This window comes from Pseudomonas sp. H1_A03 (assembly GCF_054685145.1).
This window is the reverse complement of sequence record NZ_CP162829.1, coordinates 822,140-848,967: the sequence shown is the minus strand read 5'-3', so window position 1 is coordinate 848,967 and position 26,828 is coordinate 822,140. Positions and strand designations below refer to the sequence as shown.

Annotated in this window: 27 protein-coding genes and 1 riboswitch; of the genes, 18 read left to right on the top strand and 9 right to left on the bottom strand. The window is 61.0% G+C overall.

All coding sequences use genetic code 11. The annotated features are described in order from the left end of the window. The first annotated feature begins 184 nt into the window (after nt 1-184). From AB4O35_RS03995 to madM, 10 genes are all read left to right on the top strand, one after another. Complete coding sequence (locus tag AB4O35_RS03995) at nt 185-907, top strand: hypothetical protein (protein ID WP_065871932.1); 723 nt, start codon at nt 185-187, stop codon at nt 905-907. Nucleotides 908-1,026: 119 nt separating this feature from the next. Beyond that, complete coding sequence (mdcA, locus tag AB4O35_RS03990) at nt 1,027-2,697, top strand: malonate decarboxylase subunit alpha (RefSeq protein WP_065871931.1); 1,671 nt, start codon at nt 1,027-1,029, stop codon at nt 2,695-2,697. Beyond that, nucleotides 2,698-3,531 carry a triphosphoribosyl-dephospho-CoA synthase gene (locus AB4O35_RS03985; RefSeq protein ID WP_065946138.1) on the top strand — a complete coding sequence of 278 codons (834 nt, stop codon included), beginning with the start codon at nt 2,698-2,700 and terminating at the stop codon, nt 3,529-3,531. Further along, nucleotides 3,531-3,830 (top strand): malonate decarboxylase subunit delta, encoded by a 300-nt coding sequence (locus tag AB4O35_RS03980; RefSeq protein WP_065871929.1) that lies wholly within the window; start codon nt 3,531-3,533, stop codon nt 3,828-3,830. Before AB4O35_RS03985 ends, AB4O35_RS03980 begins: the two co-directional genes overlap by 1 nt. Next, on the top strand, nt 3,823-4,665 hold the full coding sequence (locus AB4O35_RS03975; protein ID WP_065946137.1) for a biotin-independent malonate decarboxylase subunit beta: 843 nt from the start codon (nt 3,823-3,825) through the stop codon (nt 4,663-4,665). Before AB4O35_RS03980 ends, AB4O35_RS03975 begins: the two co-directional genes overlap by 8 nt. After that, nucleotides 4,662-5,432, top strand: a complete 771-nt coding sequence (mdcE, locus tag AB4O35_RS03970; protein ID WP_065871927.1) for a biotin-independent malonate decarboxylase subunit gamma — start codon at nt 4,662-4,664, stop codon at nt 5,430-5,432. The genes AB4O35_RS03975 and mdcE overlap by 4 nt, the downstream gene beginning before the upstream one ends. Next, complete coding sequence (locus tag AB4O35_RS03965; protein WP_065871926.1) at nt 5,426-6,022, top strand: malonate decarboxylase holo-ACP synthase; 597 nt, start codon at nt 5,426-5,428, stop codon at nt 6,020-6,022. Before mdcE ends, AB4O35_RS03965 begins: the two co-directional genes overlap by 7 nt. Beyond that, nucleotides 6,019-6,918, top strand: coding sequence for a malonate decarboxylase subunit epsilon (gene mdcH / locus AB4O35_RS03960; protein ID WP_065946136.1), 900 nt, complete (start codon nt 6,019-6,021; stop codon nt 6,916-6,918). Before AB4O35_RS03965 ends, mdcH begins: the two co-directional genes overlap by 4 nt. A 67-nt stretch (nt 6,919-6,985) precedes the next feature. Next, a complete protein-coding gene (gene madL / locus AB4O35_RS03955; RefSeq protein WP_049711132.1) occupies nt 6,986-7,378 on the top strand; it encodes a malonate transporter subunit MadL in 393 nt (130 codons plus the stop codon). A 5-nt stretch (nt 7,379-7,383) separates the two neighbouring features. Further along, complete coding sequence (gene madM / locus AB4O35_RS03950) at nt 7,384-8,148, top strand: malonate transporter subunit MadM (protein WP_049713463.1); 765 nt, start codon at nt 7,384-7,386, stop codon at nt 8,146-8,148. Here the strand turns inward: madM and AB4O35_RS03945 are convergent. Beyond that, nucleotides 8,126-9,058 (bottom strand): LysR family transcriptional regulator, encoded by a 933-nt coding sequence (locus tag AB4O35_RS03945; protein WP_065880177.1) that lies wholly within the window; start codon nt 9,056-9,058, stop codon nt 8,126-8,128. The two genes, madM and AB4O35_RS03945, sit on opposite strands and share 23 nt — an antisense overlap. Nucleotides 9,059-9,203: 145 nt before the next feature. Between AB4O35_RS03945 and trhA the strand changes: the two genes are divergently transcribed. Next, the gene (gene trhA, locus AB4O35_RS03940; RefSeq protein WP_065891358.1) at nt 9,204-9,821 is read left to right on the top strand and encodes a PAQR family membrane homeostasis protein TrhA; all 618 of its coding nucleotides are present in this window, start codon (nt 9,204-9,206) and stop codon (nt 9,819-9,821) included. A 111-nt stretch (nt 9,822-9,932) separates the two neighbouring features. Here trhA and AB4O35_RS03935 read toward each other — a convergent pair whose 3' ends face one another. Next, nucleotides 9,933-10,835: a LysR family transcriptional regulator gene (locus AB4O35_RS03935; RefSeq protein ID WP_065871922.1), complete on the bottom strand. Its 903-nt coding sequence runs from the start codon at nt 10,833-10,835 to the stop codon at nt 9,933-9,935. Nucleotides 10,836-10,943: 108 nt separating this feature from the next. On the opposite strand from AB4O35_RS03935, the gene AB4O35_RS03930 reads away from it, so the two are divergent. From AB4O35_RS03930 to AB4O35_RS03920, 3 genes are read left to right on the top strand one after another with little or no spacing between them, the layout of a single operon-like run. Beyond that, nucleotides 10,944-12,167, top strand: coding sequence for a D-amino acid dehydrogenase (locus AB4O35_RS03930; RefSeq protein WP_065871921.1), 1,224 nt, complete (start codon nt 10,944-10,946; stop codon nt 12,165-12,167). A gap of 10 nt (nt 12,168-12,177) precedes the next feature. Beyond that, complete coding sequence (locus tag AB4O35_RS03925; RefSeq protein ID WP_065871920.1) at nt 12,178-12,528, top strand: RidA family protein; 351 nt, start codon at nt 12,178-12,180, stop codon at nt 12,526-12,528. A gap of 24 nt (nt 12,529-12,552) precedes the next feature. Continuing rightward, nucleotides 12,553-13,455, top strand: coding sequence for a transporter substrate-binding domain-containing protein (locus AB4O35_RS03920; protein ID WP_065871919.1), 903 nt, complete (start codon nt 12,553-12,555; stop codon nt 13,453-13,455). Nucleotides 13,456-13,539: 84 nt separating this feature from the next. Here the strand turns inward: AB4O35_RS03920 and AB4O35_RS03915 are convergent, their stop codons facing one another. Continuing rightward, nucleotides 13,540-14,259 (bottom strand): 16S rRNA (uracil(1498)-N(3))-methyltransferase, encoded by a 720-nt coding sequence (locus AB4O35_RS03915; protein WP_065871918.1) that lies wholly within the window; start codon nt 14,257-14,259, stop codon nt 13,540-13,542. A 30-nt stretch (nt 14,260-14,289) separates the two neighbouring features. Next, nucleotides 14,290-15,696 (bottom strand): adenosylmethionine--8-amino-7-oxononanoate transaminase, encoded by a 1,407-nt coding sequence (locus AB4O35_RS03910; RefSeq protein ID WP_065871917.1) that lies wholly within the window; start codon nt 15,694-15,696, stop codon nt 14,290-14,292. A gap of 273 nt (nt 15,697-15,969) precedes the next feature. On the opposite strand from AB4O35_RS03910, the gene AB4O35_RS03905 reads away from it, so the two are divergent. Both AB4O35_RS03905 and AB4O35_RS03900 read left to right on the top strand, forming a co-directional pair. Beyond that, on the top strand, nt 15,970-16,521 hold the full coding sequence (locus AB4O35_RS03905) for a cytochrome b (RefSeq protein WP_065871916.1): 552 nt from the start codon (nt 15,970-15,972) through the stop codon (nt 16,519-16,521). Between the two features lie 32 nt (nt 16,522-16,553). Continuing rightward, a complete protein-coding gene (locus AB4O35_RS03900) occupies nt 16,554-17,132 on the top strand; it encodes a YceI family protein (protein WP_049711142.1) in 579 nt (192 codons plus the stop codon). Nucleotides 17,133-17,501: 369 nt separating this feature from the next. On the opposite strand, the gene AB4O35_RS03895 is transcribed toward AB4O35_RS03900, so the two are convergent. The 5 genes from AB4O35_RS03895 to ahcY all read right to left on the bottom strand — a co-directional run bounded on the left by AB4O35_RS03895 (nt 17,502) and on the right by ahcY (nt 24,010). Next, a complete protein-coding gene (locus tag AB4O35_RS03895; protein WP_065871915.1) occupies nt 17,502-19,388 on the bottom strand; it encodes a DEAD/DEAH box helicase in 1,887 nt (628 codons plus the stop codon). A 221-nt stretch (nt 19,389-19,609) separates the two neighbouring features. Beyond that, on the bottom strand, nt 19,610-20,401 hold the full coding sequence (locus AB4O35_RS03890; RefSeq protein WP_065871914.1) for a substrate-binding periplasmic protein: 792 nt from the start codon (nt 20,399-20,401) through the stop codon (nt 19,610-19,612). 63 nt (nt 20,402-20,464) lie between these two features. Continuing rightward, a complete protein-coding gene (locus AB4O35_RS03885; RefSeq protein ID WP_065880172.1) occupies nt 20,465-21,547 on the bottom strand; it encodes a hypothetical protein in 1,083 nt (360 codons plus the stop codon). Between the two features lie 82 nt (nt 21,548-21,629). Beyond that, entirely contained in the window at nt 21,630-22,475 is an 846-nt protein-coding gene (gene metF, locus AB4O35_RS03880; RefSeq protein ID WP_065871912.1) for a methylenetetrahydrofolate reductase [NAD(P)H], read from the bottom strand. A 125-nt stretch (nt 22,476-22,600) separates the two neighbouring features. Then, the gene (gene ahcY, locus AB4O35_RS03875) at nt 22,601-24,010 is read right to left on the bottom strand and encodes an adenosylhomocysteinase (RefSeq protein ID WP_049711147.1); all 1,410 of its coding nucleotides are present in this window, start codon (nt 24,008-24,010) and stop codon (nt 22,601-22,603) included. A gap of 21 nt (nt 24,011-24,031) precedes the next feature. Then, a riboswitch (S-adenosyl-L-homocysteine riboswitch) is annotated at nt 24,032-24,138 on the bottom strand. A gap of 198 nt (nt 24,139-24,336) precedes the next feature. Here ahcY and AB4O35_RS03870 point away from each other — a divergent pair. After that, on the top strand, nt 24,337-24,741 hold the full coding sequence (locus AB4O35_RS03870; protein ID WP_065871910.1) for an acyl-CoA thioesterase: 405 nt from the start codon (nt 24,337-24,339) through the stop codon (nt 24,739-24,741). Nucleotides 24,742-24,840: 99 nt separating this feature from the next. Next, the gene (locus tag AB4O35_RS03865; RefSeq protein WP_065871909.1) at nt 24,841-26,772 is read left to right on the top strand and encodes a patatin-like phospholipase family protein; all 1,932 of its coding nucleotides are present in this window, start codon (nt 24,841-24,843) and stop codon (nt 26,770-26,772) included. Nucleotides 26,773-26,828: the final 56 nt, after the last annotated feature.

Below are 26,828 nucleotides of genomic sequence, written 5' to 3'. Positions count from 1 at the left end.
GGCACCACCTTGCCGGGAAATGCGGAGGACCTGTTGGCTAGCTATCAGTGGGGTTGACTGGGTCAAAGTGTGGGGAGGGCGTCTTGGGAATTGCGACGAGCCACGGAACACTTGCTCCCCCATCGTAAAGATCCCCGCTCCACTGCCGATAGCGAGGGGAATTTTTCGACAGAAGATCGACGCAATGTGGCTTTTGGATGGGTTTGCCTGGATGTACGACCTCAACCGTTTCACTGGCGCGTTGCTGATGTGGTTTGGGGTGCTGGTGCTCACGGCGGCTGTAACCATGAACGTGCAGTCCAATCGTGGGAAGCTGTGGGGGTTCGTAATCACTTCCGCAGGTGCGGTGTTTATTTTGATGTATCTAGAAAGCCTCAAGCTGATCGATGACGATAAGGCGATCAAGGGCGTAGTCAGCAACTTAGTGGTCATGACCCTGGGTGGTCTCGGGTCAGGTCTGTTGGCGGTTGCGATATCCCGGGGGCCGACTCCGGATGAAGACAAACAGGCCCGTGGGTTTATCCGTGATCGTCTGCTGGATGCGCTTGAGTACGCCTTTGTGTATGTCGCGATCTGCTCGTTCACGTTGTTCGCGGTCTGCCTGCCTCTCAATCTGCTGGGGTGGCCTCCCGTCGGCGAGCATGACCTGCTGAGCCTGCTGCTTGTGTGCCTGGGCGCATTGCTGGGTTACGCGATAGGGTCCCATCCTAGTCGCTTGAAAAACTGGGAGCAACTGGGGGCCTGTGCGATGGTGGCGCTGCTCTTGCTGCTATTGCCGGTTTACGCGCAGTCGCTCTCGGGCCTGTGGAGTTGGAGTTGGGCAGCCGTGTTGGGGCTGCACGTTTTTGCGGCGTTGGCATTGTTCAGGACCCTATGGTTCCACCGGGTCGAGTGGCGCAGAACCTGAACCCGCGTTCATTGGCTTATCATTAACCCAGACGTAACAGTCCAACATCCAGCTTGATTGATGGTCCTCCGGATCACTCCTAAGGTAAGCCCCACGACAGCAACCTCCGTGGAGCGACCATGACAACAACAATCACCCCCGACTCGCGCTGGACGCGGCGGCGCGACGAGAAGCAACGGCGGCTCGGGCTGGTCAAAAAATACGCAGACGGGGCGGTGTTGCCCAGCGACAGGATCGTCGAGGCGCTTGAGGCGCTGATCCTCCCCGGCGATCGCGTGGTGCTGGAAGGCAACAATCAGAAACAGGCGGATTTTCTCTCGCGCTCCCTGGCCAAGGCCGACCCGGCCAAGCTCCACGATTTGCACATGATCATGCCCAGTGTCGGCCGTTCCGAGCACTTGGACCTGTTTGAAAAAGGTATCGCACGCAAGCTCGACTTCTCCTTTGCTGGCACCCAATCCCTGCGCATCAGCCAGCTGCTGGAAGACGGTCTGCTGGAAATCGGTGCGATCCATACCTATATCGAACTCTACGCACGGCTGGTGGTGGACCTGATCCCCAACGTGGTGCTCTCCGCCGGTTTCATGGCCGACCGCGCCGGCAATATCTACACCGGTGCCAGCACCGAAGACACTCCGGCGTTGATCGAGCCCGCCGCGTTCAGCGATGGCATCGTCATCGTGCAGGTCAACCAGTTGGTCGACGACGTCACCGACTTGCCCCGCGTCGACATCCCGGCGAGCTGGGTGGATTTTGTGGTGGTGGCCGACAAGCCGTTCTACATCGAACCGCTGTTCACCCGCGACCCGCGTCACATCAAGCCAGTCCACGTGCTGATGGCGATGATGGCGATCCGCGGCATCTACGAAAAACATAATGTGCAGTCGCTCAACCATGGCATCGGCTTCAACACCGCCGCCATCGAGTTGATCCTGCCGACCTACGGCGAATCCCTCGGCCTCAAGGGCAAGATCTGCCGCAACTGGACCCTCAACCCGCACCCAACCCTGATCCCCGCCATCGAAAGCGGTTGGGTGGAAAGCGTGCATTGCTTCGGCACTGAACTGGGCATGGAGAACTACATCGCCGCACGGCCAGACATTTTCTTCACCGGCCGCGACGGCTCGATGCGCTCCAACCGGATGTTCTGCCAACTCGCCGGCCAATACGCGGTGGACCTGTTTATCGGCGCCACCCTGCAAGTCGACGGCGACGGCCATTCTTCCACCGTGACCCGTGGCCGCCTCGCCGGTTTTGGTGGCGCGCCGAACATGGGGCACGACCCGCGCGGCCGTCGCCATGGCACGCCAGCCTGGCTCGATATGCGCCACGGCGACGCCCCGGAAGCTTTGCTCGAACGCGGCAAAAAGCTTGTCGTGCAAATGGTCGAGACCTTCCAGGAAGGCGGTAAACCGACCTTCGTCGACACCCTCGACGCGGTGGAAGTGGCGCGCAAAAGCGGCATGCCGCTGGCGCCGATCATGATCTACGGCGACGACGTGACTCACCTGCTCACCGAAGAAGGCATTGCCTACCTGTACAAGGCGCGTTCCCTTGAGGAGCGCCAGGCGATGATCGCCGCCGTTGCCGGGGTGACTGCCATTGGCATGCGCCACAACCCCAAGGACACCGCACGCATGCGCCGCGAAGGCTTGATCGCCTTGCCCGAAGACTTAGGCATCCGTCGCACCGACGCCACCCGCGAACTGTTGGCCGCCAAAAGCGTGGCTGACTTGGTGGAGTGGTCCGGTGGCCTGTACAACCCGCCCGCCAAATTCAGGAGCTGGTAAATGCGCGCCCTCAAACTGCATGAACTGAGCCTGGCTGAACGCCTGGCGGATATGGCCGTCGATGCGCTGATCGACGAGGCGGACCTGTCACCCAAACCTGCGTTGGTGGACCGGCGTGGCAACGGCGCCCACAGCGATCTGCACCTGGGCCTGATGCACGCCTCGGCGCTGTCGCTGTGGCCGATGTTCAAGGAGATGGCTGAGGCGGCTATCGAATTCGGTGAGGTCGGTTTACCCCTGCGCGAAGCCCTTGGGCGCATTGGCCGGGAAGGGGAGCTGGCGATGCTCGCTACCACCAACGGCGTGAATACCCATCGTGGTGCCATCTGGTCGCTCGGCTTGCTGACCGCCGCCGCCGCTCTGGAACCACGCGCCATAACGCTGACCGCCGCCAGATTAGCCTTGCTCAACGACCGCTTCGCGCCCCAACCCATGAGCCATGGCGCCCAGGTTGCCCAACGCTACGGCGCCCGCGGCGCCCGCGAGGAAGCGCAACTCGGCTTCCCCTCCGTGATGCAACGTGGCCTGCCGCAACTGCGCAAAAGCCGTCAGCAAAATACCGGCGAACAGAACGCTCGCCTGGATGCCTTGCTCGCGATCATGACTGACCTGGCCGACACCTGCGTGCTCTACCGCGCGGGTATCGAGGGGTTGAACGCCATGCAAAAAGGCGCTCAAAAGGTGTTGGACGCCGGTGGCAGCGCAAGCCTCGCTGGGCGTCGCAGCTTGCACGAACTGGACAACCAGTTGCTGGCCCTGAATGCCTCCCCCGGTGGCGCCGCTGACCTGTTGGCCGCCTGCCTGTTTATCGATCGTCTCGACGGAGCGTTTTGATGGAAACCTTATCCTTTGAATTCCCCGCCGGGCAGCCGCCAAAAGGCCGCGCGCTGGTGGGTTGTGTCGGCTCGGGCGACCTGGAAGTGCTGCTGGAACCAGGCACGCCGGGCACGCTGACCATCCAGGTGCAGACTTCGGTGAAGGGCGCCGAGCAACGCTGGCAGCATCTGTTCGAACGCATCTTCCAGGAGCAGACGCCACCGGCGTTGAAGATTGATATCCACGATTTCGGCGCGACCCCCGGCGTGGTGCGTTTGCGTCTGGAACAAGGCTTCGAGGAGGTTGGTCATGACTGACTTGCTCGCTAAACACAGCTTTGTTGAATTGGGTGCGCGGCAGCGGGCCAAGGCGCTGCTGGATGCAGGTTCCTATCGCGAATTGATCGACCCGTTCCAGCGCGTTATGTCGCCGTGGCTCAGCCGTCAAGGCGTGGTGCCGCAAGCCGATGACGGCGTGGTGATCGCCAAGGGCTGCATCGCTGGCTCGCCGGTGGTGATCGCGGCGATCGAAGGCAACTTCCAGGGCGGCAGCCTGGGTGAAGTCGGCGGTGCAAAAATCGCAGGCGCTCTGGAGTTGGCGGCTGAAGACAATCGCAAGGGCATTCCGACCCGCGCAGTCCTGCTGCTGGAAACCGGTGGCGTGCGCTTGCAGGAGGCCAATCTGGGCCTGGCGGCGATTGCGGATATCCATGCGGCGATTGTCGACCTGCGCCAATACCAGCCGGTAATTGGCGTGGTGGCGGGCAGTGTCGGTTGCTTTGGCGGTATGTCGATTGCGGCCGGGCTGTGCAGTTATCTCGTGGTCACCCGTGAAGCGCGTCTGGGCCTGAATGGCCCGCAAGTGATCGAACAGGAAGCGGGGCTTGAAGAATACGACTCCCGCGACCGGCCTTTCATCTGGAGCCTTACCGGCGGTGAGCAGCGCTTCAACAGCGGCCTGGCCGACCGTTATGTGGCAGACGATGTGGCGCAGATTCAGCAGACCGTCAGCGCACTGCTGGAACAAGGCCTGCCCGCCCAGCAACGCAGCCGTCAGGCCGAATATTACCTGGCGCGCCTGGCCGAATTGGACACCACACCGCAAATCGACCCGGCGGCGGTGCGCGAGCTGTATCAAGGAGAACGCTCATGAGAGGTTTGCAGTGGTTCAACGCATTGAGCGTCGGCGCGACGCCTGTTTCGGGTTTGCCGGATTCTCTGAAAGTGGCCGACGGCGTAGTGGGCGAACACGCCGTGCGCTTTCTGGCCGTGGTCACCGACGAACACAATCGCTTCCCCCGCGCACGCAGTGGTGAAGTCGGGTTGCTGGAAGGTTGGGGGCTCGCTAAGGCGGTGGATGAAGCCATCGAGAAAGGCGACAAGCGCCCGCTGATCGCCATCGTCGATGTGCCGAGCCAAGCCTACGGCCGTCGCGAAGAAGCCCTCGGCATCCACCAGGCGCTGGCCGCCGCCGCTGACAGCTACGCCCGCGCGCGACTGGCCGGGCATCCGGTGATTGCGCTGCTGGTAGGTAAAGCCATGTCCGGTGCATTCCTCGCCCACGGGTACCAGGCCAACCGCCTGATCGCCCTGCGCGACCCCGGTGTGATGGTGCACGCCATGGGCAAGGCGTCGGCGGCGCGGGTGACCCTGCGCAGTGTCGAAGAACTGGAAGCCTTGGCCGCCAGCGTGCCGCCGATGGCCTATGACATCGACAGTTATGCCAGCCTCGGTTTGCTTTGGGAGACCTTGTCGGTCAGCCAGATCGAACAGCCAACGGCGGAAGACGTGGCGCGCGTCAGCGATTGCCTGGTGAGTGCGATCAAGGATATCGGGGGCAGTGATTTGAGCGGGCGCCTTGGTGCAACCAATCGCGCTGCGTCCAGCCATGTTCGCCAACTGCTGCGGGAACAATGGTGAACGCGCACGACCTGCTCTGGGGCATGACCCCGGCGCACCTGCCTGCTGATGCGCCGGCCTGGGCAGTGGAGGTGATTGGTGCCGGTCACCCGGTGGTGGTGCGTCGCGCCATCGTCGAGCCGGGCCTGGTTGCAGTGGGTGTGCGCGGGCGTTTGCGTGAGCAGCGGCTTGCTGCTGAAATGCCCTTCGCGGCGGTGCAGCGGTGCGTAGTACCGGAAGCTTTGCGCGCCGTGGCGTCGCCACGGAACTTGCCCGCACTGCGAGCACTTGCGGCGCTGCAGACGGTGCTGGCGAACGAAACTTGGGGCGTCACTGGCAGCGCCGGTTTCGAACTGGCCACGGGTATCGAAGCGCTGCATGCCCAGAGCGACCTGGATTTGATTGTGCGCACGCCCGAGCCATTGGCGCGAGGTGATGCCGAGGATTTGCTGGCGATTCTTGAAACGGCGGAGTGCGCCGTGGACCTGCAACTGCAAACCCCTTTCGGTGCAGTCGCCTTGCGCGAATGGGCGAGCGGGTCACGCCGTGTGCTGCTCAAAACCGTCAGCGGTGCGCACCTCGTGCTTGATCCATGGCAGGCCGTGGCATGAGCAGCCTTCTCGTCTTCCCCGGCCAGGGCGCCCAACGCCCAGGCATGCTCCAGGCGTTGCCGGCCGCTGTGTTGGAGCAAGCCAGCGATGCCTTGGGTGAGGACGTTCGCGCATTGGATTCGGCGCAAGCCCTGGTGAATACCCGCGCTGTTCAGCTTTGCCTGCTGATCGCTGGCGTGGCCCACGCGCGCCTGCTGCAACACACCCCGGATTATGTCGCGGGCCTGTCCATCGGTGCCTATCCGGCGGCGGTGATCGCAGGCGCGCTGGACTTCAACGACGCAATCAAACTGGTCAGCCTGCGCGGTGAGCTGATGCAAAACGCTTATCCACAGGGCTACGGAATGACCGCCCTGATTGGCCCGGAGTTATCCACAGTCGAACATCTGTTGGCCGATATCCACAGCCCCGAAACCCCGGTGTACCTGGCCAATATCAACGCCGACAACCAAACCGTGATCGCCGGGAGCGACGCCGCCATGAGGCAGGTCGCCAGCCGCATCAAAGGCAACGGCATCGCCAAACGCCTGGCCGTCAGCGTGCCGTCCCATTGCGCGCTGCTGGAGCAACCGGCGCAGGAGCTGGCCGAGGCATTCGTTACGCTCAAGGCGCCGCGCATTACCTACCTGAGCAGCACGCGCGCGCGGCCTATTCACAACCCGGAACAGCTACGCGACGACCTGGCCTTCAATATGTGCCGCGTCGTCGACTGGCGCGGCACCGTGCAAAGCGCCTATGAGCGCGGCGTGCGCCTGCAAATCGAACTACCCCCCGGCGCCGTACTCACCGGCCTGTCGCGCCGCGTGTTTGAACAAGGCACGGTGATCGCCTATGAAGGCGCCCGCCTGGATACCTTGCAGGCCCTGCTGCAAGAGGAGGAACGCCGCCACCGATAAAGCACCACCCAAGGCTGTCGAAGCACAAAAACAACAATTTCGATCGAGCACTTTGAGGACAACAACAATGATTATTTACGGTGTGGCGTTTTTGGCGCTCTGTACGTTGGCCGGCCTGTTCGTCGGTGAACTGCTGGGCAAATGGATGGGCATTCCGGCCAACGTCGGCGGGGTGGGTATCGCTATGTTGCTGTTGATCGGGCTGGGCAGTTACCTCGCCAAGCGCGGCTTGTTTACCGGTAAATCGGAGCAGGGCGTGAGCTTCTGGGCGGCCATTTATATCCCGATCGTGGTGGCCATGGCTGCCCAGCAAAACGTCTACGGTGCAATCAGTGGCGGCCCGATGGCGATTCTGGCTGGGACACTCGCGGTGGTGCTGGGTTTTGCCCTGGTGCCAGTGCTGGTGCGCATCGGCAACCGTGAGCCAAGCGCGGTTGTCCCCACCAAAGAAGCCGGGTGATTGCCATGTACGAATCAATGATGAAAGTGATCACTGGCTACGGCCTGATCAGTGGCTTTGCGGTAATCGGGCTGACCATGTGGGTCTCTTACTGGATCTCTGACACCTTCACCAAAGGCCGCCTGCACGGCTCGGCCATCGCTATTCTGTTGGGTCTGGTGCTGTCTTACGTCGGCGGTGCGTTTACCGGTGGCTCCAAGGGGGTGGTGGATATTCCGTTGTTGTCGGGTATTGGCCTGCTGGGCGGGGCGATGCTGCGCGACTTTGCCATTGTTGCCACGGCGTTTGGCGTGAGTGTCGATGAGCTGAAACGGGCAGGATACGTCGGGGTATTGGCGTTGTTCGTGGGCGTGGGCTCATCGTTCATCGCGGGCGTCGGGGTGGCCATGGCGTTTGGCTACACCGATGCCGTGAGCCTGACCACCATCGGCGCCGGCGCCGTGACGTACATTGTCGGCCCGGTGACCGGTGCGGCGATTGGCGCCAGTTCCGAAGTGATGGCGCTGTCGATCGCCGCCGGGTTGATCAAGGCCATTCTGGTGATGGTGATGACGCCGTTCGTTGCCCCGCTTATCGGTTTGAATAACCCTCGTAGCGCGGTGATTTTCGGCGGGCTCATGGGCACCTCCAGCGGTGTGGCTGGCGGCTTGGCCGCAACCGACCCGAAACTGGTGCCCTACGGCTGCCTGACCGCGGCGTTTTATACCGCGCTGGGCTGTTTGCTGGGGCCTTCGCTGTTGTTTCTGATCATGCGCGGGCTGGTGGGTTAGCGCCCCGGTTGGCATACATCCGACACTCCGCCAACAGCGCGAGCAAGTTAGGGTCGCGCTCCTTGGCCTTCAAGAACACCACGCCAATCTGCTGCTGCAACCGATACCTGGGTTGCAGCGGTATCAGCTTCACGCGGTTCTCATACACCGCCGCAATCCTGCCCGGCAGCAACGCATAGCCCACCCCTGAACTGACCATGCTCAGCAGGGTGAAGATGTCATTCACTTGCATCGCCACCTTCGGCTCGAACCCCGCCTGCTTGAACACCCGATTGCCGTCCTGGTGGGTAGCGAAGCCTTGGGTGAGGGTGATGAACGTGGCGTCGCGCACATCGGCCAGGTCAATTTCCTGCTCGCGGTCGAACGGTGATTCGGCCGGAGTGGCGAGGAAAATGTCGTCGGTAAACAGCGCGATCTGTTCGCAGTCGGGGTCGTTGGCGTGCTCATCCAGCGAGATGAGGATCGCGTCCACCTCCATGTTTTTGAGCTTGTAGAGCAGGTCGAAGTTGGAGCCCAGGATCAGGTCGATGTTGAGTTCGCTGCGACGGATTTTCAGGCCCATGATCAGCTGCGGCACGGTCTTCACCGTGAGCGAATACAGCGAGCCGAGCTTGAAGCGTTCGGCGGAGAAACCTGCGGCCTCGCGGGTCAGGCGCACGCTGTCGACCACATCGGCCACCAGTTTCTGTGCGCGCTCTTCCAACACGTAGGCGCTTTCCAGCGGGGTGAGGTTGCGCCCTTCGTGTTTGAACAGTGGGCAGCGCAGCGCATTTTCCAGGGAGTGGATGGCGCGGTGCACGCTGACGTTACTGGTTTGCAGCTCGGCGGCGGCGCGGGCCAGGTTGCCGGTGCGCATGAACGCCAGGAAGATTTCGAGCTTTTTGAGGGTGAATTCTTCATCGATCAGCATGGCCGTGGGCTCTTGTTCGAGTGCCGACAATTGTGCCCGCAAAACCGCCCGGCGTCCCCGGAACGTCATAAGCCGCTTGCACTCTTATGCGCAAGGCTGGACGCTTGGCGGCCAACCCATAACGGTTACGGGAGGTCGATGAACGATGTACCACGGGGAACGATTCAACGCCTGGAGCCATTTGCTCGGTGCAATCGCGGCGTTTGTAGGCGCAGTGTGGATGTTGGTGGTGGCGAGCCTGGATGGCAGTCCCTGGAAGATCGTGAGCGTGGCAATTTATGGTTTTACGCTGCTGGTGTTGTACAGCGCGTCCACCGTGTATCACAGCGTGCAGGGCCGCCGTAAAGAAATCATGCAGAAGGTTGATCACTTTTCGATCTATCTGTTGATCGCCGGCAGTTACACGCCGTTTTGTCTGGTGACCTTGAGAGGGCCGTGGGGCTGGGCGCTGTTCGGCATCGTGTGGGGGCTGGCGGTGATCGGCATCCTGCAAGAGATCAAGCCGCGCTCCGAGGCGCGCATCCTGTCGATCGTGATTTATGCGGTGATGGGCTGGATTGTGCTGGTGGCGGTCAAGCCGCTGATCGCCGCGCTGGGCACGGCAGGGTTTACCTGGCTGGCGGCGGGCGGGGTGTTGTACACCGTCGGCATCATCTTTTTTGCGTTGGAGGACCGCCTGCGGCACTCCCATGGGATCTGGCATTTGTTTGTGATTGGCGGCAGCCTGCTGCACTTTGTGGCGATCATGCATTACGTGCTGTAACCCTGTGGGAGCTGGCTTGCCTGCGATTGCGGTGTTTCAGTCAATAACCTTGTGACTGACACTCCCTCATCGCAGGCAAGCCAGCTCCCACATTTGATCATCGGTACGCTGTTAGAGCCGTTCCAGCAGCTCTCGGGCGCGGTGGCCGAAAATCTCCAGCAGATTAGCCAACATATGCGGCGGCGGTTCATCGGCGCGGGTCAGGGCGTACAGCGTGATCGGCAGCGGCGGAGTGAGCGTGCGGATGCAGGTGGTGGCGGTCGAAGCACCGAGCGCGGTGAAGGGGTCGATCACCGTAAGGCCGGCGCCGGATTCCACCATCGCACGGGCCAGCGAGTAGGTTTGTACGGAGATCGTCACCCTTGGCGGCGGATCGACGTTTTCCAGGTAGCTGTCGAGTTTAGCCGCCAGCGGGTCGGCGCTGGAAAGACCTATCAGCGGCGTACCCGCCAGATCAGCCAGGGGCAGTGGGCTGCTCAGCTCCGCATCAGACCAATAGCCTTTGGACGCCAATGCCACCAACACCCCGTTGGCCAGCACTTGCGTGGTCAGCCCTGGATGGCCGGAAAAGTTGAGGGTTAGCGCCAAGTCAATCTCACGCATCAGCAGCTTCTGCACCAGCTCGCGGCTGTGGTCGCTGGACAACTCACAGGCCATGTCCGGGTAATCGCGCTTCCACTCAAGAATGGCTGGCGGCAGCAGCGACAATGCCAGCGCCGGGATCGCGCCGATGCGCACACTCTGGCCCGGTGCACGGCGCAAACTCTTGGCCAGGCGCCGCACGCCTTGCAGGCTTTCTGTGACTTTTTCCACTTCGCTTTCCAGCGCCAGGGCTTCCGGCGTGGGCTGCAACTTGCCGCGCACGCGCAGAAACAGCGGGAAGCCCAGCTGCAATTCGGCGTGCTGCAACACCTTGGTCACCGCCGGTTGCGACACATGCAGCAGTTGCGCGGCGGCGCTGACGGAGCCGGTCTGGCGGATGGCCTGGAAGATTTCGATATGACGCAAGCGCATGGCAAGTCCATAACCTTTGTTTATAGGTGACCCATCTTTATTCATTGTCGGTGGCCTGTCACCTGCCCCTAGGCTTGAGGCTTCTTGATTCAGCGGCGGGCGGCGGGAATGGTGCACATCATTGGGGGTGGGGTGATTGGTCTGGCGAGCGCGTATGCGCTGGTGCGTGCGGGCCACGAGGTGACGGTGATCGACGCACGCGAGACCTTGGGCAGTGAAACCAGCTATGCCAATGGCGGGCAGTTGTCCTATCGCTACGTGGCGCCGCTGGCCGATGCCGGCGTGCCGCTTCAGGCCATCGGTTGGCTGTTGCGCGGTGACTCGCCGTTAAAGCTGCGCCCACGCCTCGACCCTCAGCAATGGCGCTGGATGGCCGCGTTCCTCGGTGCATGCCGTAGCTCGGTGAACAAACGCAATGCCGCCCACCTGCTGCGACTTGCCTCCCTGAGCCAGGACACGTTGCAGCAATGGCGCGAGGATGATCACCTGGACGGCTTCGACTGGCGGCGCAACGGCAAACTGGTCACCTTCCGCAACGCCAGCTCCTTTGCGCATGCCCGCAGCAAGGTCACCGATATCCTTCAACAGCAGGTGCTGTCGGCCGCCGATTGCGCACGCCTGGAGCCGGCGCTGGCGGGCGGTGGTTTTGTCGGCGGGATCTACACGCCGAATGAGGAGGTGGCTGATTGTCATGCTTTCTGCCAGCGCTTGGCGGCGCGCCTGGAAGCGTCCGGCCGCTGCCGCTTTTTGCTGGGGCGCAAAGTCACCGGCATTCGCCACGCTGACGGTGTGGTGCAGGCTATCGAACTGGGCGCTGAGGTGGTGCCGGTCGAGCATCTGGTACTGGCGGCCGGCTATCGCAGCGCCGAGTTGGGTGTGTCGCTGCCGCTGTACCCGCTCAAGGGTTACAGCCTCAGTGTGCCGATTGGCGCGCAGCACCAGGCGCCGAACGTGAGCATTACCGACTACGACCGCAAGATCGTCTATGCGCGCATCGGCGAACAACTGCGGGTGGCGGCCATGGTGGACATCGTCGGCTTCGACGCCAGCCTTGAACCCAAGCGCCTGGCGCTGATGAAACGCCAGGCACTGGAGACATTTGCGCAGGCTGGCGATTACGCCCATGCGGTGGAGTGGGCGGGTATGCGCCCGGCCACCCCCACTGGCGTGCCGCTGATTGGTGCCAGTGTGTATCGCAACCTGTGGCTGAACCTGGGCCACGGCGCCCTTGGTTTTACCCTGGCCTGCGGCAGCGGCCAGTTGCTGGCTGAGTTGATTGGGCAACACGCGCCTTCCATTGATATGCAGGGCCTTGCGCCCCGCGCCGCATGAGGATGTATGGATGACCATCACCCGAATCCGCAGCAATGAGCGCCTCTCGGGCGCAGTGACCTTCAAGGACCTGGTGTTCCTCTCGGGCCAGGTGCCCGGTGATGGCAAGGACGTGGCGACACAAACCCAGGAGGTGCTGACCAGGATCGATGCGCTGCTGGCCCAGGCGGGCAGCGATAAGGATCATCTGCTCAACGCAACGATCTATTTGAAAGATATCGGCAGCGGTTTTGCACCGATGAACGAGGTGTGGTCCGCCTGGCTGTCACCGGGCATGGCGCCGACGCGCACGACCCTTCAAGCGGAACTGGCGCGGCCGAGTGTGCTGGTGGAAATCAGCGTGATTGCTGTACGTAAATAATCGAAAAACCAACGGAGAATAACAATGAAAAAAATCCTGTTGACCGGCTGCACCCTGGCGCTTTTGCTGGGCGCACAAGCCCATGCGAACCAAGCGCCGTTGGACGGCACGCTGGGCAAGATCGCTAACGCCAAGTCCATCACTTTGGGCTATCGCGATGCGTCGGTGCCGTTTTCCTACGTGGGGGATAACAGTGGCAAGCCCATGGGCTACTCGGTGGAGCTGGCAGATAAGATCGTCGAGCGCATTCAGCAGAAAATCGGGGAGGGCACGCTCAATGTGAAGTACAACCTGGTGACCTCCCAAACCCGTATCCCGCTGGTGCAGAACGGCACTGTCGACCTGGAATGCGGTTCTACCGGGGTGACGGCCGAACGGCAGAAGCAGGTGGCGTTTTCCTACGGGTTTATCTACGTGAAGGGTCAATTGCTGACGGCCAAGGACAGTGGCATCCAAGGCTTTGCTGATCTTGCGGGCAAGAACGTGGTGACCACCGCGGGTACCACCAACGAGCGTTTCCTCAAAAGCTACAACGCCGAGCACAAGGCCAATATGTTCGTGATCAGCGCCAAGGACCATGGCGAAGCCTTCAAGATGCTCGAGACCGGGCGTGCAGCGGCGTTCTATATGGATGACGCGTTGCTTTACGGCGAGCGCGCCAAGGCCAAGGACCCGCACAATTGGGTGGTGGTGGGGGAGGAGCAGTCGCGGGAAATCTACAGCTGCATGGTGCGCAAGGACGACCCGCAGTTTCTTGCGGTGGTCAACGAGACACTTGGCGACCTTTATCGCAGTGGGGAGATCAACGGGATTTACCAGCGCTGGTTTGAGTCCCCCATTCCGCCCAAGGGCTTGAACCTGGAATTCCCGATGACCAGTGAGCTGAAGGCGATTATTGCCAAGCCAGTCAGCGACCCGGTGGAGTGATGTAATGGCGTGGTAACCCATTCCAAATGTGGGAGCTGGCTTGCCTGCTCCCACAGTTTTGATTGGGGTCGCAACGGAAGAGGTTTAAAAATCGCCCCAGAGTTGTTGGGCCACACTCAGCGCGACTACCGGCGCCGTTTCGGTACGCAACACTCGCGGCCCCAGGCGGGCGGCGTGATAGCCGGCCGCTTGCGCGGTTTCGACTTCCTGGTCGGTCAGCCCTCCCTCAGGCCCGATCAAGAACGCCAGGCTCGAGGGCTTGGCATGGCTGACCATCGGCTCGGCCACCGGGTGCAGCACCAGCTTCAAATCCGCCTCGGTCTGTTTCAACCAGTCCGCCAGCAACAGTGGCGGGTGAATCACCGGCACCGTTGAGCGACCACATTGCTCGCAGGCGCTGATGGCCACCTGGCGCCAGTGCAGCAGGCGTTTGTCGGCGCGTTCATCCTTGAGGCGTACTTCGCAGCGGTCGCTGAAAATCGGCGTGATCGCATTAACGCCCAGTTCGGTGGCTTTCTGAATTGCCCAATCCATACGCTCGCCCCGGGACAGGCCCTGGCCCAGGTGGATATGCAGCGGTGATTCGGTCTGGCCAGCGAAGCACTCGGTGAGTTGCACGGTGACGCGTTTCTTACCGACTTCCAGCAAGCTGCCGAGGAACTCCTGGCCGGAGCCGTCGAACAGTTGCACGGCATCGCCTTCGCCCATGCGCAGCACGCGGCTGATGTAATGCGCCTGGGCTTCGGGTAATTCGTGGTCGCCGAGGCTCAGCGGGGTGTCGGTGAAAAAGCGGGACAGTCTCATTTCTGTTCTCTGGAAAGGTGGGTTAGGCAATCAACCTGGATCGCGGAAGCCTGGGTGGAAGTCTTTTGGCACAGCGACACTGACGTTGCTATTGGTGGCGATGTCGATCCCTTCACTGGCGACGTCAGCCAGGAAGTCGATCTGCTCCGGCGTAATCACATACGGCGGCAGGAAATACACCACGCTGCCTAATGGTCGCAACAGGGCGCCACGTTCCAGGGCGTGCTCGAACACCTTCAAGCCACGGCGCTCCTGCCACGGGTAGGCGGTCTTGGTGGCTTTGTCCTGGACCATCTCGATGGCCAGCACCATGCCGGTCTGGCGCACTTCCGAGACGTGAGGGTGGTCCACCAGGTGCGCGGTGGCGGTCGCCATGCGCTGGGCCAGGGCCTTGTTGTTTTCGATGACGTTGTCTTCTTCGAAAATATCCAGCGTCGCCAACGCCGCCGCGCACGCCAGCGGATTGCCGGTGTAGCTGTGGGAGTGCAGGAACGCGCGCAATGTCGGGTAGTCGTCGTAGAAGGCGTCGTACACGTCATCGGTGGTGACCACGGCGGCCAACGGAAGGTAACCACCCGTGAGCGCTTTGGACAAGCACAGGAAGTCCGGGCGGATACCGGCCTGCTCACAGGCGAACATCGTTCCGGTGCGGCCGAAGCCCACGGCGATTTCATCGTGGATCAGGTGCACGCCGTAGCGGTCGCAGGCTTCGCGCAGCAGCTTGAGGTACACCGGGTGGTACATGCGCATGCCGCCGGCGCCCTGGATCAGCGGTTCGACGATGACGGCGGCGACGGTGTCGTGGTTGTCCGCCAGGGTCTGTTCCATGGCCAGGAACATGTTGCGCGAGTGTTCTTCCCAGCTCATGCCCTCGGGGCGCAGGTAGCAATCCGGGCTGGGCACCTTGATAGTGTCGAGCAGCAGCGCCTTGTAGGTCTCGGTAAACAGCGGCACGTCGCCCACCGACATCGCGGCGATGGTTTCGCCGTGGTAGCTGTTGGTCAGGGTGACGAAACGCTTTTTGTCAGGCAGGCCGCGGTTGAGCCAATAGTGGAAGCTCATTTTCAGCGCGACTTCGATACACGACGAACCATTGTCGGCATAGAAGCAGCGTGTCAGGCCTTCAGGCGTCATCTGCACCAGGCGTTCGGACAGCTCGATCACCGGCTGGTGGCTGAAACCGGCGAGGATCACGTGCTCCAACTGATCGACCTGGTCTTTGATGCGCTGGTTGATGCGTGGGTTGGCGTGGCCGAACACATTGACCCACCAGGAACTGACGGCATCGAGGTAGCGCTTGCCTTCGAAGTCTTCCAGCCAAACCCCTTCACCGCGCTTGATCGGGATCAGCGGCAATTGCTGATGGTCTTTCATCTGGGTGCAGGGATGCCAAAGCACCGCAAGGTCGCGTTGCATCCACTGGTTGTTCAAGCCCATCGGTTATCTCCTCGAAGCGGTCCTGCGGCTGGCGCAGGTAAAACAATCGCGCAAGCCTATGCAATGGGCGGCTGTGTCACAAGACATTACCTGTGAATTGGTTGTAAACGCAGGACGGTCTGTCACGTTTCTTCTGGATAGTCCTTAATCCGTTGTTAATTTACTCTTCATACCCTCAAGATCGTATTTCTCGATATTTCAAAGCAGGATTTTCCGCTTTAATTCGATAGGTAAATCGCTAGTCTTGGGCGCAGCTATTACGGGATTAAGTACATGCAGTTACGCAATTCACCGGCCCGCTATGGCTGGGTCAGCATCGTTTTGCACTGGGGCGTGGCCTTGGTGGTGTTCGGCCTGTTCGCTCTGGGCTTGTGGATGGTCGGCCTCGACTACTACAGCGCCTGGCGCAAAGAGGCACCGGACCTGCACAAGAGCATTGGCATCACGCTATTCGCAATCATGCTGGTGCGTATCGTCTGGCGCTTGGTCAGCCCACCACCACCACCGTTGACCAGCTACAGCCGCATGACGCGTATGGGTGCCGCGTTTGGCCACGCGTTCCTGTATCTCGGGTTGTTTGCCGTGATGATCGCCGGTTACCTGATTTCCACCGCAGACGGTGTCGGTATCCCGGTGTTTGGCCTGTTTGAGATTCCTGCCGTGGTTTCCGGGCTACCGGACCAGGCAGATAACGCCGGCTTGGTACACCTGTACCTCGCTTGGGTGTTGGTGGTCTTCGCCGGTTTGCATGGCGTGGCTGCGTTGAAACACCACTTTATCGATCGTGATGTGACCCTCACGCGAATGCTGGGGCGCAAAGCCTGATGTTCAACCTCGACTCACAAGGAATAGAAAGCATGTTGAAAAAGACCCTCGCCGCTCTGGCAATCGGTACTGCCCTGCTGTCCGCAGGCCAGGTGATGGCTGCTGACTACAAGATCGACAAGGAAGGCCAGCACGCCTTCATCGACTGGAAAATCAGCCACCTGGGCTACAGCTACATTCACGGCACCTTCAAGGATTGGGACGGTACGTTCAGCTGGGATGCCGCCAAGCCAGAGGCCAGCAAAATCGCGGTCGACGTGAAAACCGCCAGCCTGTGGTCGAACCACGCAGAGCGTGACAAGCACATCGCCAGCAAAGACTTCCTGGACGTTGCCAAGTTCGCCGACGCCAAGTTCGTCTCCACCGCTGTTAAGTCCACCGGCGCGAAAACCGCTGACGTGACGGGCGACCTGACTTTCCACGGCGTGACCAAGCCTGTGACCTTCAAGGCCACGTTCAACGGCGAAGGCAAGGACCCGTGGGGCGGCGAACGTGCTGGCTTCAACGCCACCACCACGCTGAACCTGAACGACTTCGGGATCAAAGGCCCAGGTCCGACTTCCCAGACGGCAGACCTGGAAATTTCGCTGGAAGGTGTTAAGCAGAAGTAATTTTTGCCTGCACAAAAAAAACCGGATCTCAGTATCCGGTTTTTTATGCCTGGAATGTGGTCAGTGTGAGAGCTGGCTTGCCTGCGATACCGCTATCGCAGCATAGGTATCTACACATTTTCAATGTGAGAGTGCGTAGCAGCTGTCGAGCCCCGGCGAGGCTGCGTTGGCGGCCTGTCTGACACACCGCTGACGCAGCCTCGCCAGGGCTCGACAGCTGCTACGCAGAGGGCTCGTTCTAGACGTGGAGATACCTATGGTTATCGCAGGCAAGCCAGCTCTCACAGAAAGGCACATTCGATTTATGTGACGTCCAAAAAAATGCCCCGTATCTTTCGATGCAGGGCATTTTTTATGAGGCTTTGAAAATCAGCGGTTGCGAGTCAGCAGCGCTGGTTTTTCACCACGAGGGCGGCCTGGCAGTTGATCCAACTGCTCAGGTGTCGGGAAGCGATCCGCTTTCGACTCCTTGTGGATGATCTTCGGCGCCGGGCCACCGCGCGGGTTCTGCACGGCTGGTTCGGACGAGCGAGGCTGGTCGTCACGGGCTGGGCGGCGGTTGTTGCTGCGCGAGTCTTCGCGACGGGCTTGACCGTCACGCGGTGCGCCATTGCGCGGGCCGCTGCGCTTGGCAGGTGGCGTGCCGGTGGTACCGCCGCTGCTGTTGCGCGGGCCGTTCTGACGACCGCCCTGAGGCTGGCCGCCACGTGGTGCGCCGGTACCTGCGCCCTGTGCCGGAGCACCTGGGCGACGGCCACGACCTTGGGCGGGTTTTGCCTGAGGTACGTAGTCAGCGCGGTTACCGAAGTTATCGATATCGTCGTCAAGGAACTCGTCCGGGGCGCGATCGGCAGCGGCGCGTGGCGGCTGGCTCGGCTGGCGCTGTTCGCGGGCCGGGGTACCTTCACGGGGCTTTTGCTCGCGGGCTGGGCGCTCGCCACGGCCGTTGGTTGGCGCTTTTTCCTTGCCGCCTTTGTCTTTGCCCTTGTCGCGACGACCACCGCCACCGCCGCCGCCGTTCGGGCCATCGCCCTTCGGACCGCGAGGGTTGCGTGGGTTACGCACGTCTGGGCGCTCGCGCGCTTCAGGCTTTTCAGCCTCCACGGCGCTGGAATCGAAGCCCATCAGGTCGCCGTCGGCGATTTTCTGCTTGGTCATGCGTTCGATGCTTTTCAGCAGTTTTTCTTCGTCCGGTGCAACCAGGGAAATGGCTTCACCCGAGCGACCGGCGCGGCCGGTACGGCCGATACGGTGCACGTAGTCTTCGTCGACGTTTGGCAGCTCGAAGTTGACCACGTGTGGCAACTGGTCGATATCCAGGCCGCGAGCGGCGATATCGGTGGCAACCAGGATGCGTACGCTACCGGCCTTGAAGTCGGCCAGGGCTTTGGTGCGCGCGTTCTGGCTCTTGTTGCCGTGGATGGCGACGGCGGTGAGGCCGTGCTTGTCCAGGTACTCGGCCAGACGGTTGGCGCCGTGCTTGGTGCGGGTGAACACCAGCACCTGTTCCCACGCGCCGGCGGTGATCAGGTGGGCAAGCAGCGAACGCTTGTGGCTGGCGGCCAGGCGGAATACGCGTTGCTCGATACGCTCGACCGTGGTGTTCGGCGGCGTGACTTCGATGCGCTCCGGGTTGTGCAGCAACTTGCCGGCCAGGGCGGTGATGTCCTGGGAGAACGTTGCCGAGAACAGCAGGTTCTGACGTTTGGCCGGCAGGCGGGCGAGGACTTTTTTCACGTCATGGACAAAGCCCATGTCGAGCATGCGGTCGGCTTCGTCCAACACGAGGATTTCCACGTGGGACAAATCGACGCTGCCTTGGCCGCACAGGTCGAGCAAACGACCCGGGCACGCCACCAGCACGTCCACACCACGGGACATGGCCTGAACCTGTGGGTTCATGCCAACGCCGCCGAAGATGCAGGCACTGACGAACTTCAGGTCGCGGGCATACAGCTTGAAGCTGTCGTGCACCTGGGCGGCGAGTTCGCGGGTTGGGGTCAGGACCAGTACGCGCGGTTGGCGCGGGCCGTGACGCTGGGATTTGTCCGGGTGACCGTTGGGGAACAACCGCTCCAGAATCGGGAGGGCGAAACCGCCGGTTTTACCAGTACCTGTCTGAGCCGCAACCATCAGGTCGCGACCTTGCAACACGGCGGGAATGGCCCGCTGTTGCACCGGAGTAGGCTCGGTATAGCCCGCTGCCTCGATGGCGCGGACTAAAGCCTCGGAGAGACCGAGGGAAGCAAAGGACATGAGTAATCCTGTTTTAGTTAGGGCTTGGCCCAAAGGGATAATCTTGCCGGGCGTGAATGGCGCTTAGGGGAGCGCAATCCCGTCCGGTCCTGCTGCGTCTGGCGGGCACTCCACCGGCTCGCGCGGGCTGAAAGCTGCGCAGTAGCGGGGTTGGGTGCCTTTTTCAAGACCTCAGCGGCCGGGCGTAAGCCTGGCGGAAAGGCCGGAGTATAACAGAGCAATCACTGCGCGCTGCTTTCCTGCTGCTCAACGGTGTGTACAGACCCCGTAATCGCTTGGATTCCACCATATTTTGCACTCAAGGCGGTGTAGGCCGGCTCTTGTTTGAAGCGTTTAAGTTCTGCGGCGAAGCGTTGTACCAGCAGGTCCATGCCCGCGCCACGGCGCACGGCGAGGTACTGCTGCTGGCGGCTGACCACTGCCGGCGCCTGGCTGACCTTGCCCTCGAGGCCCAGTGCCTTGATCACATGCTGACCCACCCGGCGATCGGTAATCAGCAGATCGATGCGCCCGAGCATCAATTTGCCGAAGTTGGCCTCATGACTTGGGGCTGCTTCGCGGTTGAACAGGGTCGAATCGCTGAATTCTGCGCCGTACAGGTAGCCCGGTGACGTACCGACGGTAAGGCCGCGCAGCGCTTCGAGGCTTTCGGCGGGATGAGGGCGCTCATTGGCGTAGAACAGCACGAACTCCACCTCCGACAGCGGTTCGCTGGGGTAGAGCAGCAAGGCGTCGCGCTCATGGCTGTGGAAAATGTCCAAGGCGCCATCGGCCTGTCCCTGGTCCAGCATCGCCAGGCAACGCTTCCAGGGCAGGAATTGCCATTGCACCTCGACCCCCAGGCGCTGGAACACGATGACTGTGGTTTCGTAGTCCAGCCCCTGCATGCTGCCGTGTTCCTCATACACGTAGGGTGCCCAGGGCTCGGTCACAATGCGCAATTTCTCGCCATAAGCGGCCAGACTCAGGCAAGTAAAAAGGGCAGCGGTCGCAAGCTTCAAAATGATGGACATGCCCTGAGGTTACGACGCTCCTGCATTAAAGAGAAGCTCTGGCACACGCATCTGCGGACGCTGCTATTTGGCCTCTGAGGTCATCAGGTGTTCGTAGATGGCCGAGCGCCGCTTGCCAAGTATCAAGCGCACCAGGGGGTTGGCGAACCAGTGCTCCAGTTGGTGCGCGTCGACCGGGCATTTCTGGCGTTCTTCCTGATTTTGCAGGGCCTTGTCCCACCACACCGGGCCGCACGCCTGGTCGAATTCGTTTTCGTGCTCGTAGCAGCCGTAGAGAATCTCGCGGATGAACTGCTGCTTACGCTTGGGCAAAGCCAGGGTGATCAGCTTGTACATTTGGCGTTGCAGGCGCGGCGGGCGTGGCAGGTGGGCGGATACCTTGCGGGTATCGGCCAGTGCCACGGCGCTGGTGGGGGCGGCGGCGTGCTTGGCGACCCACGCCAGGACCTTGGCGCGGAACAGCTGTTTGCGGCTCCAGTAATGATGGATCAGGTCCGGGCATTGGCGTACGTTGAGCGCACGGTACGCGGCCACCGACAGGCAGAACTCTTCCAAGGTGTAGGCGCCGCGGGCCATCGGGAACAGCTCGTCCATCAGCGCGATCGAGCGGTCAAGGAGGTACGCATCCTGCCGGGCCATGCCCATGACGCCGGAGTTGAGCAGCCACATCTCATCGTCGGCTGCGCCTTGTTCTGCGAGGTGTTTGGCCAGGGTTTCATACAGCACGCTTTCGCGGTTATCGCCGTACTTGGCGTGGAAGGCGTTGCACAACAAGGTGCCGGGTGCGACGCGTTCGAACAGCGCCATGGGCGAGTCGTGGAAAAACGTGTCGGTGTCGATCAACAGCGCCTGTTCCGCCGTTTCCAGTACCTGGCGCAGCAGCACATGCTTGGTTCGAAAGTGGTAGCCGTGGGGCTCGCTCCACTGTTTGCGCGTGGCTTCGTCTAGTGTGCGGACCTGCACCGGCAAGCCCACGTAGGGCGCCGGGTTGTCGCTGAACACCTGAATGTCCAGCGGCATGTCCTGGGCACCGCCCAAATGAGACAGCGCGCTGGCGATGCTGAATACGGCTTCCTGATGGTAGGTCTCGGCGCCGAATACCAGGTAAACCAACTGCGGGCGAGGTGTCGGGGACGCTGTATTCATTTACTGCGGGCTTCCATTCCAAGGATGTTTGAACAAAAAAAGCCCCCGTATGAACGAGGGCCTGGATGCTACTCAAACGACCTCAGCGCGGCAGCTTGAGGTTGTTCCAGATCGCAAGGCTCGGCTCAGCCTGGTTAAGGGTATAGAAGTGCAAGCCTGGCGCGCCACCTTGCAACAAATCTTCACACATATTGGTGATGACCTGTTCGCCGAACGCCTGGATGCTCTTGACGTCGTCGCCATAGGCTTCCAGTTGTTTGCGCACCCAGCGTGGAATCTCGGCACCGCAGGCGTCAGAGAAGCGCGCCAGCTTGCTGTAGTTGGTGATCGGCATGATGCCCGGCACGATCGGGATGTTCACACCCATGGCCTGTACCCGCTCGACGAAGTAGAAGTAGCTGTCGGCGTTGAAGAAGTACTGGGTGATTGCGCTATTGGCACCGGCGTTCGCTTTACGGACGAAGTTTTGCAGATCGTCTTCGAAATTGCGTGCCTGCGGGTGCATCTCCGGATAAGCCGCCACTTCGACATGGAAGTGATCGCCGGTTTCTTCACGAATGAAGCTCACCAGGTCATTGGCGTAGCGCAGCTCACCGCTGGCCATGCCCATGCCGGACGGCAGGTCGCCACGCAGGGCAACGATGCGCTTGATGCCGGCTGCCTTGTATTGGGTCAGCAGGCCGCGCAGGTCGCTCTTGCTGTCGCCCACGCACGACAAGTGCGGCGCGGCGGGAACTTTGACTTGGCTTTCCAGCTGCAACACGGTGTTGATCGTGCGATCACGGGTCGAGCCACCGGCGCCGTAGGTGCAGGAAAAGAAGTCGGGGTTGTAGCTGGCCAGCTGCGTAGCAGTCGCCATCAGTTTTTCATGCCCAGCATCGGTCTTGGTCGGGAAGAACTCGAAGCTGTAGCGACGGTCTTGGGACATGGTAATACCCTTTGAAACTCAGAAGGCCGACGGTGCCCCCCCCTGTAGGAGCGAGCTTGGTGTGGCGAGGGAGCAAGCTCCCTCGCCACAACAAGCCCGCCCCCAGCAAAGCAGGGGGCTGTGACTCAGTAGCGGTAAGCGTGCGGCTTGAACGGACCTTCAACGGTCACGCCGATGTAATCGGCCTGGGTCTTGGTCAGTTGAGTCACTACGCCGCCGAAGCCACGGACCATTTCCAGGGCCACTTCTTCGTCGAGTTTCTTCGGCAGTACTTCCACGGTCAGGCGCTCGGCTTTCTGGGCTGGCGACAGGTCGGCGTACTTCTGGCCGAACAGGAAGATCTGCGCCAGTACCTGGTTGGCGAACGAGCCGTCCATGATGCGGCTTGGGTGGCCGGTGGCGTTACCCAGGTTAACCAAACGGCCTTCGGCCAGCAGGATCAGGTAGTCATCGTTCTGCGGGTCGAAATCACCAGCGCCGGTACGGTGAACCTTGTGCACCTGCGGCTTCACTTCTTCCCATGCCCAGTTCTTGCGCATGAAAGCAGTGTCGATCTCGTTGTCGAAGTGACCGATGTTGCAGACAACGGCGCGCTTCTTCAGGGCTTTGAGCATGTTTGCGTCGCAAACATTCACGTTGCCGGTGGTGGTCACGATCAGGTCGATTTTGCCCAGCAGGGCTTTGTCGATGCTTGCTTCGGTGCCGTCATTGACGCCATCGATGAACGGCGAAACCACTTCGAAGCCGTCCATGCAGGCTTGCATGGCGCAGATCGGGTCAACTTCGGAGACTTTAACGATCATGCCTTCCTGGCGCAGGGACTGGGACGAACCTTTGCCCACGTCACCGTAGCCGATCACCAGGGCTTGCTTACCCGACAGCAGGTGGTCAGTGCCGCGCTTGATGGCATCGTTCAGGCTGTGACGGCAGCCGTACTTGTTGTCGTTCTTGCTCTTGGTCACCGAGTCGTTGACGTTGATGGCAGGGATTTTCAGCTCGCCCTTGGCCAGCATGTCCAGCAGGCGGTGTACGCCGGTGGTGGTTTCTTCGGTCACGCCGTGGACGCGGTCGAGGATCTGCGGGTACTTCTTGTGCAGCAGCTCGGTCAGGTCGCCGCCGTCGTCGAGGATCATGTTGGCATCCCAAGGCGCGCCATCTTTGAGGATGGTTTGCTCCAGGCACCACTCGTACTCTTCTTCGGTCTCGCCTTTCCAGGCGTAAACCGCGATACCGGCAGCAGCGATAGCGGCAGCGGCCTGGTCTTGAGTCGAGAAAATGTTGCAGGACGACCAACGCACTTCGGCACCCAGGGCTACCAGGGTTTCGATCAGCACGGCAGTCTGAATGGTCATGTGGATGCAGCCGAGGATCTTCGCGCCTTTGAGCGGTTGCTCAGCGGCGTACTTGCGACGCAGGCCCATCAGGGCAGGCATTTCGGATTCGGCGATAAAGGTTTCGCGACGGCCCCAGGCGGCGAGGGACATGTCGGCGACTTTGTAGTCGGTGAAATCTGCAGGCGTGTTGACAGCGCTCATGAAGAGCCTCCATTCGTAGTGTGCGAATGGGCGCCGTTGTGCGTTTAGTATCAGGCCGAATAAACCAGGCCGGACAACGCCCCATCCGAGCCTGACAGGTTGAACCTGCTGCAGCGCCCCTCGGACAGGTGGCGGGAGAACGGTATCAACCAGAGATGACCGTTTTGAAACGGAGGCGATTATAGCTGTGTGCGCCAGACTTCCCAAGCCTTTCTGTCGGCCATATGAAGATCGCTCATGGGGTTGATAGGCAATGGCTCATAGAGCTTGGGGGCGGGCTCTGCCATGATGTTGCCCATCATTTCGCAACACGCTTTGGAGTGACCATGAACTTCCACACCCGCAAATGGGTAAAACCCGAAGACCTCAACCCCAACGGCACCCTGTTCGGCGGCAGCCTGCTGCGCTGGATCGACGAAGAAGCGGCGATCTACGCCATTGTGCAATTGGGCAATCAGCGCGTCGTGACCAAGTACATCTCCGAAATCAACTTCGTCAGCGCCTCGCGCCAGGGCGACATTATTGAACTGGGCATCACCGCCACCGAGTTCGGCCGCACCTCCATCACCCTGACCTGTGAAGTGCGCAACAAGATCACCCGCAAAAGCATCCTGACGGTCGAGAAAATGGTCTTCGTCAACCTCGGTGAAGATGGGTTGCCTGCACCTCACGGCCGCACCGAGATCAAATACGTGAAGGATCAGTTTCAGGACGACAGCCTTCCCGAATAACCACGCCGCGGTTTGATTTGCTTTACCAAATCATTCCGCATGGATCGTTGCGCGGCGCGCTCATCACTCAGGACCACACCCTGTAGAGAGAGCCCGTGGATGAAAGTGTTTAATTCGATTGCGCAGATTCATCCCTCATTGGGTGAAGAGGGTCATTTCCCGCCCCATCAAGCTGAGAAGACGCCTCTGGTGGAGGGCGTTGGCGAGCGCAACCTGACGCTCCTGCGTGATAACCAGGGACGGGTAGAGGTGATTTTATCGGCACCGCCCGTCACGAGCTTGGTGCTCAGTGGTGGTGGGGCCAAGGGCATCGCTTTTTCGGGGGTGGTGCAGGCACTTGAGGACGTCGGACAGCTGCAAGGTATCCAATCGACCTCCGGCTCATCTGCCGGTGCGATTTCAGCGGCGCTGATTGCTAGCGGAATGGGGGCTGCGGCGTTCGACAGGTTGTCGGACAGCATCAATTTGCCAAGCCTGTTGAACAGCAAAGGTGCCGTGACAGCCTGGATGCAGGAGGTCAGTACGACACTTGGCAAACTCGCTGGCCACTTGCCCGGCTCCGTCGGCACTGTTTCTCAGTTGTTGATGACCTTGCTGCCCCGCTTCCAGACTGAAGCCTTGCCCCTGGAAGAATTGATCCGCAAAGAGACGCGCGAGTCGATTCTTGGCCACATCGCGCAAACCCCTCGGGAAACCCGGCCCGCCGAAGTCATCGACATTGCTGACAAACTGAGTGCCGGTGGCGCTCCCACGTTTGGTGATCTCGAGGTGTTGAGCCGGCATATTCCGGCGATCAAGCAACTCAATATCACCGGTACCGGCATGTTTGGCGGCCGCCCGCAGCTGGTGATGTTCAATGCCAGTCTGACCCCGCAGATGGACATCGCCAGGGCGGCGCATATTTCGGGTGCGCTGCCGGTGCTGTTCAAGAACCCGGTGGAGCAAGGTCATGGTTTCCAGGCGTCAGCTGAAACCACCGCGTTCAAAGACGGCGGCTTGCTGCTCAATACCCCGGCGCCAGGCGTGGTGGAACGGTTATTTCCTGATAGCCCCTTGAACAAATCTGAATCGTTGATCGTCAAGTTCGAGGCTGGCATCACTGATGCGCCAGTGCGCAGTGGCAGTTTTTTCAGCCGTGTGGCCGACCGCATTACAGGCGTTGCGCATTCGGCCGCTGGCGCCTTTCAAGACAAAAAGCTCGAAGCGTTTGCCGATCAGATTGTGACATTGCCCCTCAAGACCGAAAAAGGTGACTTTCGTGGCCTGCTCACGGGCACGGTCAACTTCACTATGCTGGATGAACAGAAGCAACACCTGCAGGCAAAGGCGCGTCAAGCGGTGGGGGCACATTTGGAACGTCGCACGACGGCACTTGAGCATCACGCGTTCCATTCGCTGGATGAGGCAGTGCTGGCCATGGATGATGAAATGCTCGCCAGTGTGCAACCGACACTGCACAAGGACCCGGCCGCTGCTGATGTCCTCATGTTTCGAAAGAGCGCGCAGCAGGTGTTGAAAACCCTGGATGACGCGATTGGCGAGGCCAATCAGTCACAGGTCGTGTTGGTGTTCACGCCGAAAATATCAACGGCATTGCGTAATCTGGATGCCCTCGCCCAACGGCCTGAGCAGATCGATTGGTTGGCGCGGCGCCTCAATGTTGCAGGCCAGCGCAATTTCCAGCAGTTGCTGCAAGTGGCGGCCAGGCAGATCGCAAGCGATGCGGTGCCGATGTCCAACGTCATCGGCGGCGCTGTCGCCGAGATGAAACTGCGTGATATAGCGATGAAGGCTGAGAACTTCACACGGGAAGTCATTTATCCCTCGTTGTTTCGGCCGGGCCAACCCGAGTCCAACGTGGAGCTGTTGTACCGCACAGCTCAAGACCTGGCGCGGGCAGACACGCCCGCCGAATTCAACCGGGTGCTCGATACCCTCAGTGACGGCTACAAAGCGCGTAACAAACCCTGGGACAAGGCGTCCAGTTCGACCACTGTGGAGATGGCCAAGGCCTGGCGTGTGCAGGTTTAGTTGCTTGGCCACTGAACAGCCACTGTGGCGGCGTGTCGTAGCTACAGGCACCCCTT

What these genes read in the sequence shown, in the direction of transcription:
- AB4O35_RS03930 (WP_065871921.1), top strand. Translation starts at nt 10,944, where the DNA reads ATGGTGCACATCATTGGGGGTGGGGTGATTGGTCTGGCGAGCGCGTAT.
- AB4O35_RS03900 (WP_049711142.1), top strand. Translation starts at nt 16,554, where the DNA reads ATGTTGAAAAAGACCCTCGCCGCTCTGGCAATCGGTACTGCCCTGCTG.
- AB4O35_RS03890 (WP_065871914.1), bottom strand. Translation starts at nt 20,401, where the DNA reads ATGTCCATCATTTTGAAGCTTGCGACCGCTGCCCTTTTTACTTGCCTG.
- madL (WP_049711132.1), top strand. Translation starts at nt 6,986, where the DNA reads ATGATTATTTACGGTGTGGCGTTTTTGGCGCTCTGTACGTTGGCCGGC.
- AB4O35_RS03885 (WP_065880172.1), bottom strand. Translation starts at nt 21,547, where the DNA reads ATGAATACAGCGTCCCCGACACCTCGCCCGCAGTTGGTTTACCTGGTA.
- AB4O35_RS03985 (WP_065946138.1), top strand. Translation starts at nt 2,698, where the DNA reads ATGCGCGCCCTCAAACTGCATGAACTGAGCCTGGCTGAACGCCTGGCG.
- AB4O35_RS03995 (WP_065871932.1), top strand. Translation starts at nt 185, where the DNA reads ATGTGGCTTTTGGATGGGTTTGCCTGGATGTACGACCTCAACCGTTTC.
- metF (WP_065871912.1), bottom strand. Translation starts at nt 22,475, where the DNA reads ATGTCCCAAGACCGTCGCTACAGCTTCGAGTTCTTCCCGACCAAGACC.
- mdcE (WP_065871927.1), top strand. Translation starts at nt 4,662, where the DNA reads ATGAGAGGTTTGCAGTGGTTCAACGCATTGAGCGTCGGCGCGACGCCT.
- AB4O35_RS03945 (WP_065880177.1), bottom strand. Translation starts at nt 9,058, where the DNA reads ATGCTGATCGATGAAGAATTCACCCTCAAAAAGCTCGAAATCTTCCTG.
- mdcA (WP_065871931.1), top strand. Translation starts at nt 1,027, where the DNA reads ATGACAACAACAATCACCCCCGACTCGCGCTGGACGCGGCGGCGCGAC.
- AB4O35_RS03920 (WP_065871919.1), top strand. Translation starts at nt 12,553, where the DNA reads ATGAAAAAAATCCTGTTGACCGGCTGCACCCTGGCGCTTTTGCTGGGC.
- ahcY (WP_049711147.1), bottom strand. Translation starts at nt 24,010, where the DNA reads ATGAGCGCTGTCAACACGCCTGCAGATTTCACCGACTACAAAGTCGCC.
- AB4O35_RS03865 (WP_065871909.1), top strand. Translation starts at nt 24,841, where the DNA reads ATGAAAGTGTTTAATTCGATTGCGCAGATTCATCCCTCATTGGGTGAA.
- AB4O35_RS03925 (WP_065871920.1), top strand. Translation starts at nt 12,178, where the DNA reads ATGACCATCACCCGAATCCGCAGCAATGAGCGCCTCTCGGGCGCAGTG.
- AB4O35_RS03975 (WP_065946137.1), top strand. Translation starts at nt 3,823, where the DNA reads ATGACTGACTTGCTCGCTAAACACAGCTTTGTTGAATTGGGTGCGCGG.
- mdcH (WP_065946136.1), top strand. Translation starts at nt 6,019, where the DNA reads ATGAGCAGCCTTCTCGTCTTCCCCGGCCAGGGCGCCCAACGCCCAGGC.
- AB4O35_RS03915 (WP_065871918.1), bottom strand. Translation starts at nt 14,259, where the DNA reads ATGAGACTGTCCCGCTTTTTCACCGACACCCCGCTGAGCCTCGGCGAC.
- AB4O35_RS03870 (WP_065871910.1), top strand. Translation starts at nt 24,337, where the DNA reads ATGAACTTCCACACCCGCAAATGGGTAAAACCCGAAGACCTCAACCCC.
- AB4O35_RS03965 (WP_065871926.1), top strand. Translation starts at nt 5,426, where the DNA reads ATGGTGAACGCGCACGACCTGCTCTGGGGCATGACCCCGGCGCACCTG.
- AB4O35_RS03980 (WP_065871929.1), top strand. Translation starts at nt 3,531, where the DNA reads ATGGAAACCTTATCCTTTGAATTCCCCGCCGGGCAGCCGCCAAAAGGC.
- AB4O35_RS03935 (WP_065871922.1), bottom strand. Translation starts at nt 10,835, where the DNA reads ATGCGCTTGCGTCATATCGAAATCTTCCAGGCCATCCGCCAGACCGGC.
- madM (WP_049713463.1), top strand. Translation starts at nt 7,384, where the DNA reads ATGTACGAATCAATGATGAAAGTGATCACTGGCTACGGCCTGATCAGT.
- AB4O35_RS03905 (WP_065871916.1), top strand. Translation starts at nt 15,970, where the DNA reads ATGCAGTTACGCAATTCACCGGCCCGCTATGGCTGGGTCAGCATCGTT.
- AB4O35_RS03910 (WP_065871917.1), bottom strand. Translation starts at nt 15,696, where the DNA reads ATGGGCTTGAACAACCAGTGGATGCAACGCGACCTTGCGGTGCTTTGG.
- trhA (WP_065891358.1), top strand. Translation starts at nt 9,204, where the DNA reads ATGTACCACGGGGAACGATTCAACGCCTGGAGCCATTTGCTCGGTGCA.
- AB4O35_RS03895 (WP_065871915.1), bottom strand. Translation starts at nt 19,388, where the DNA reads ATGTCCTTTGCTTCCCTCGGTCTCTCCGAGGCTTTAGTCCGCGCCATC.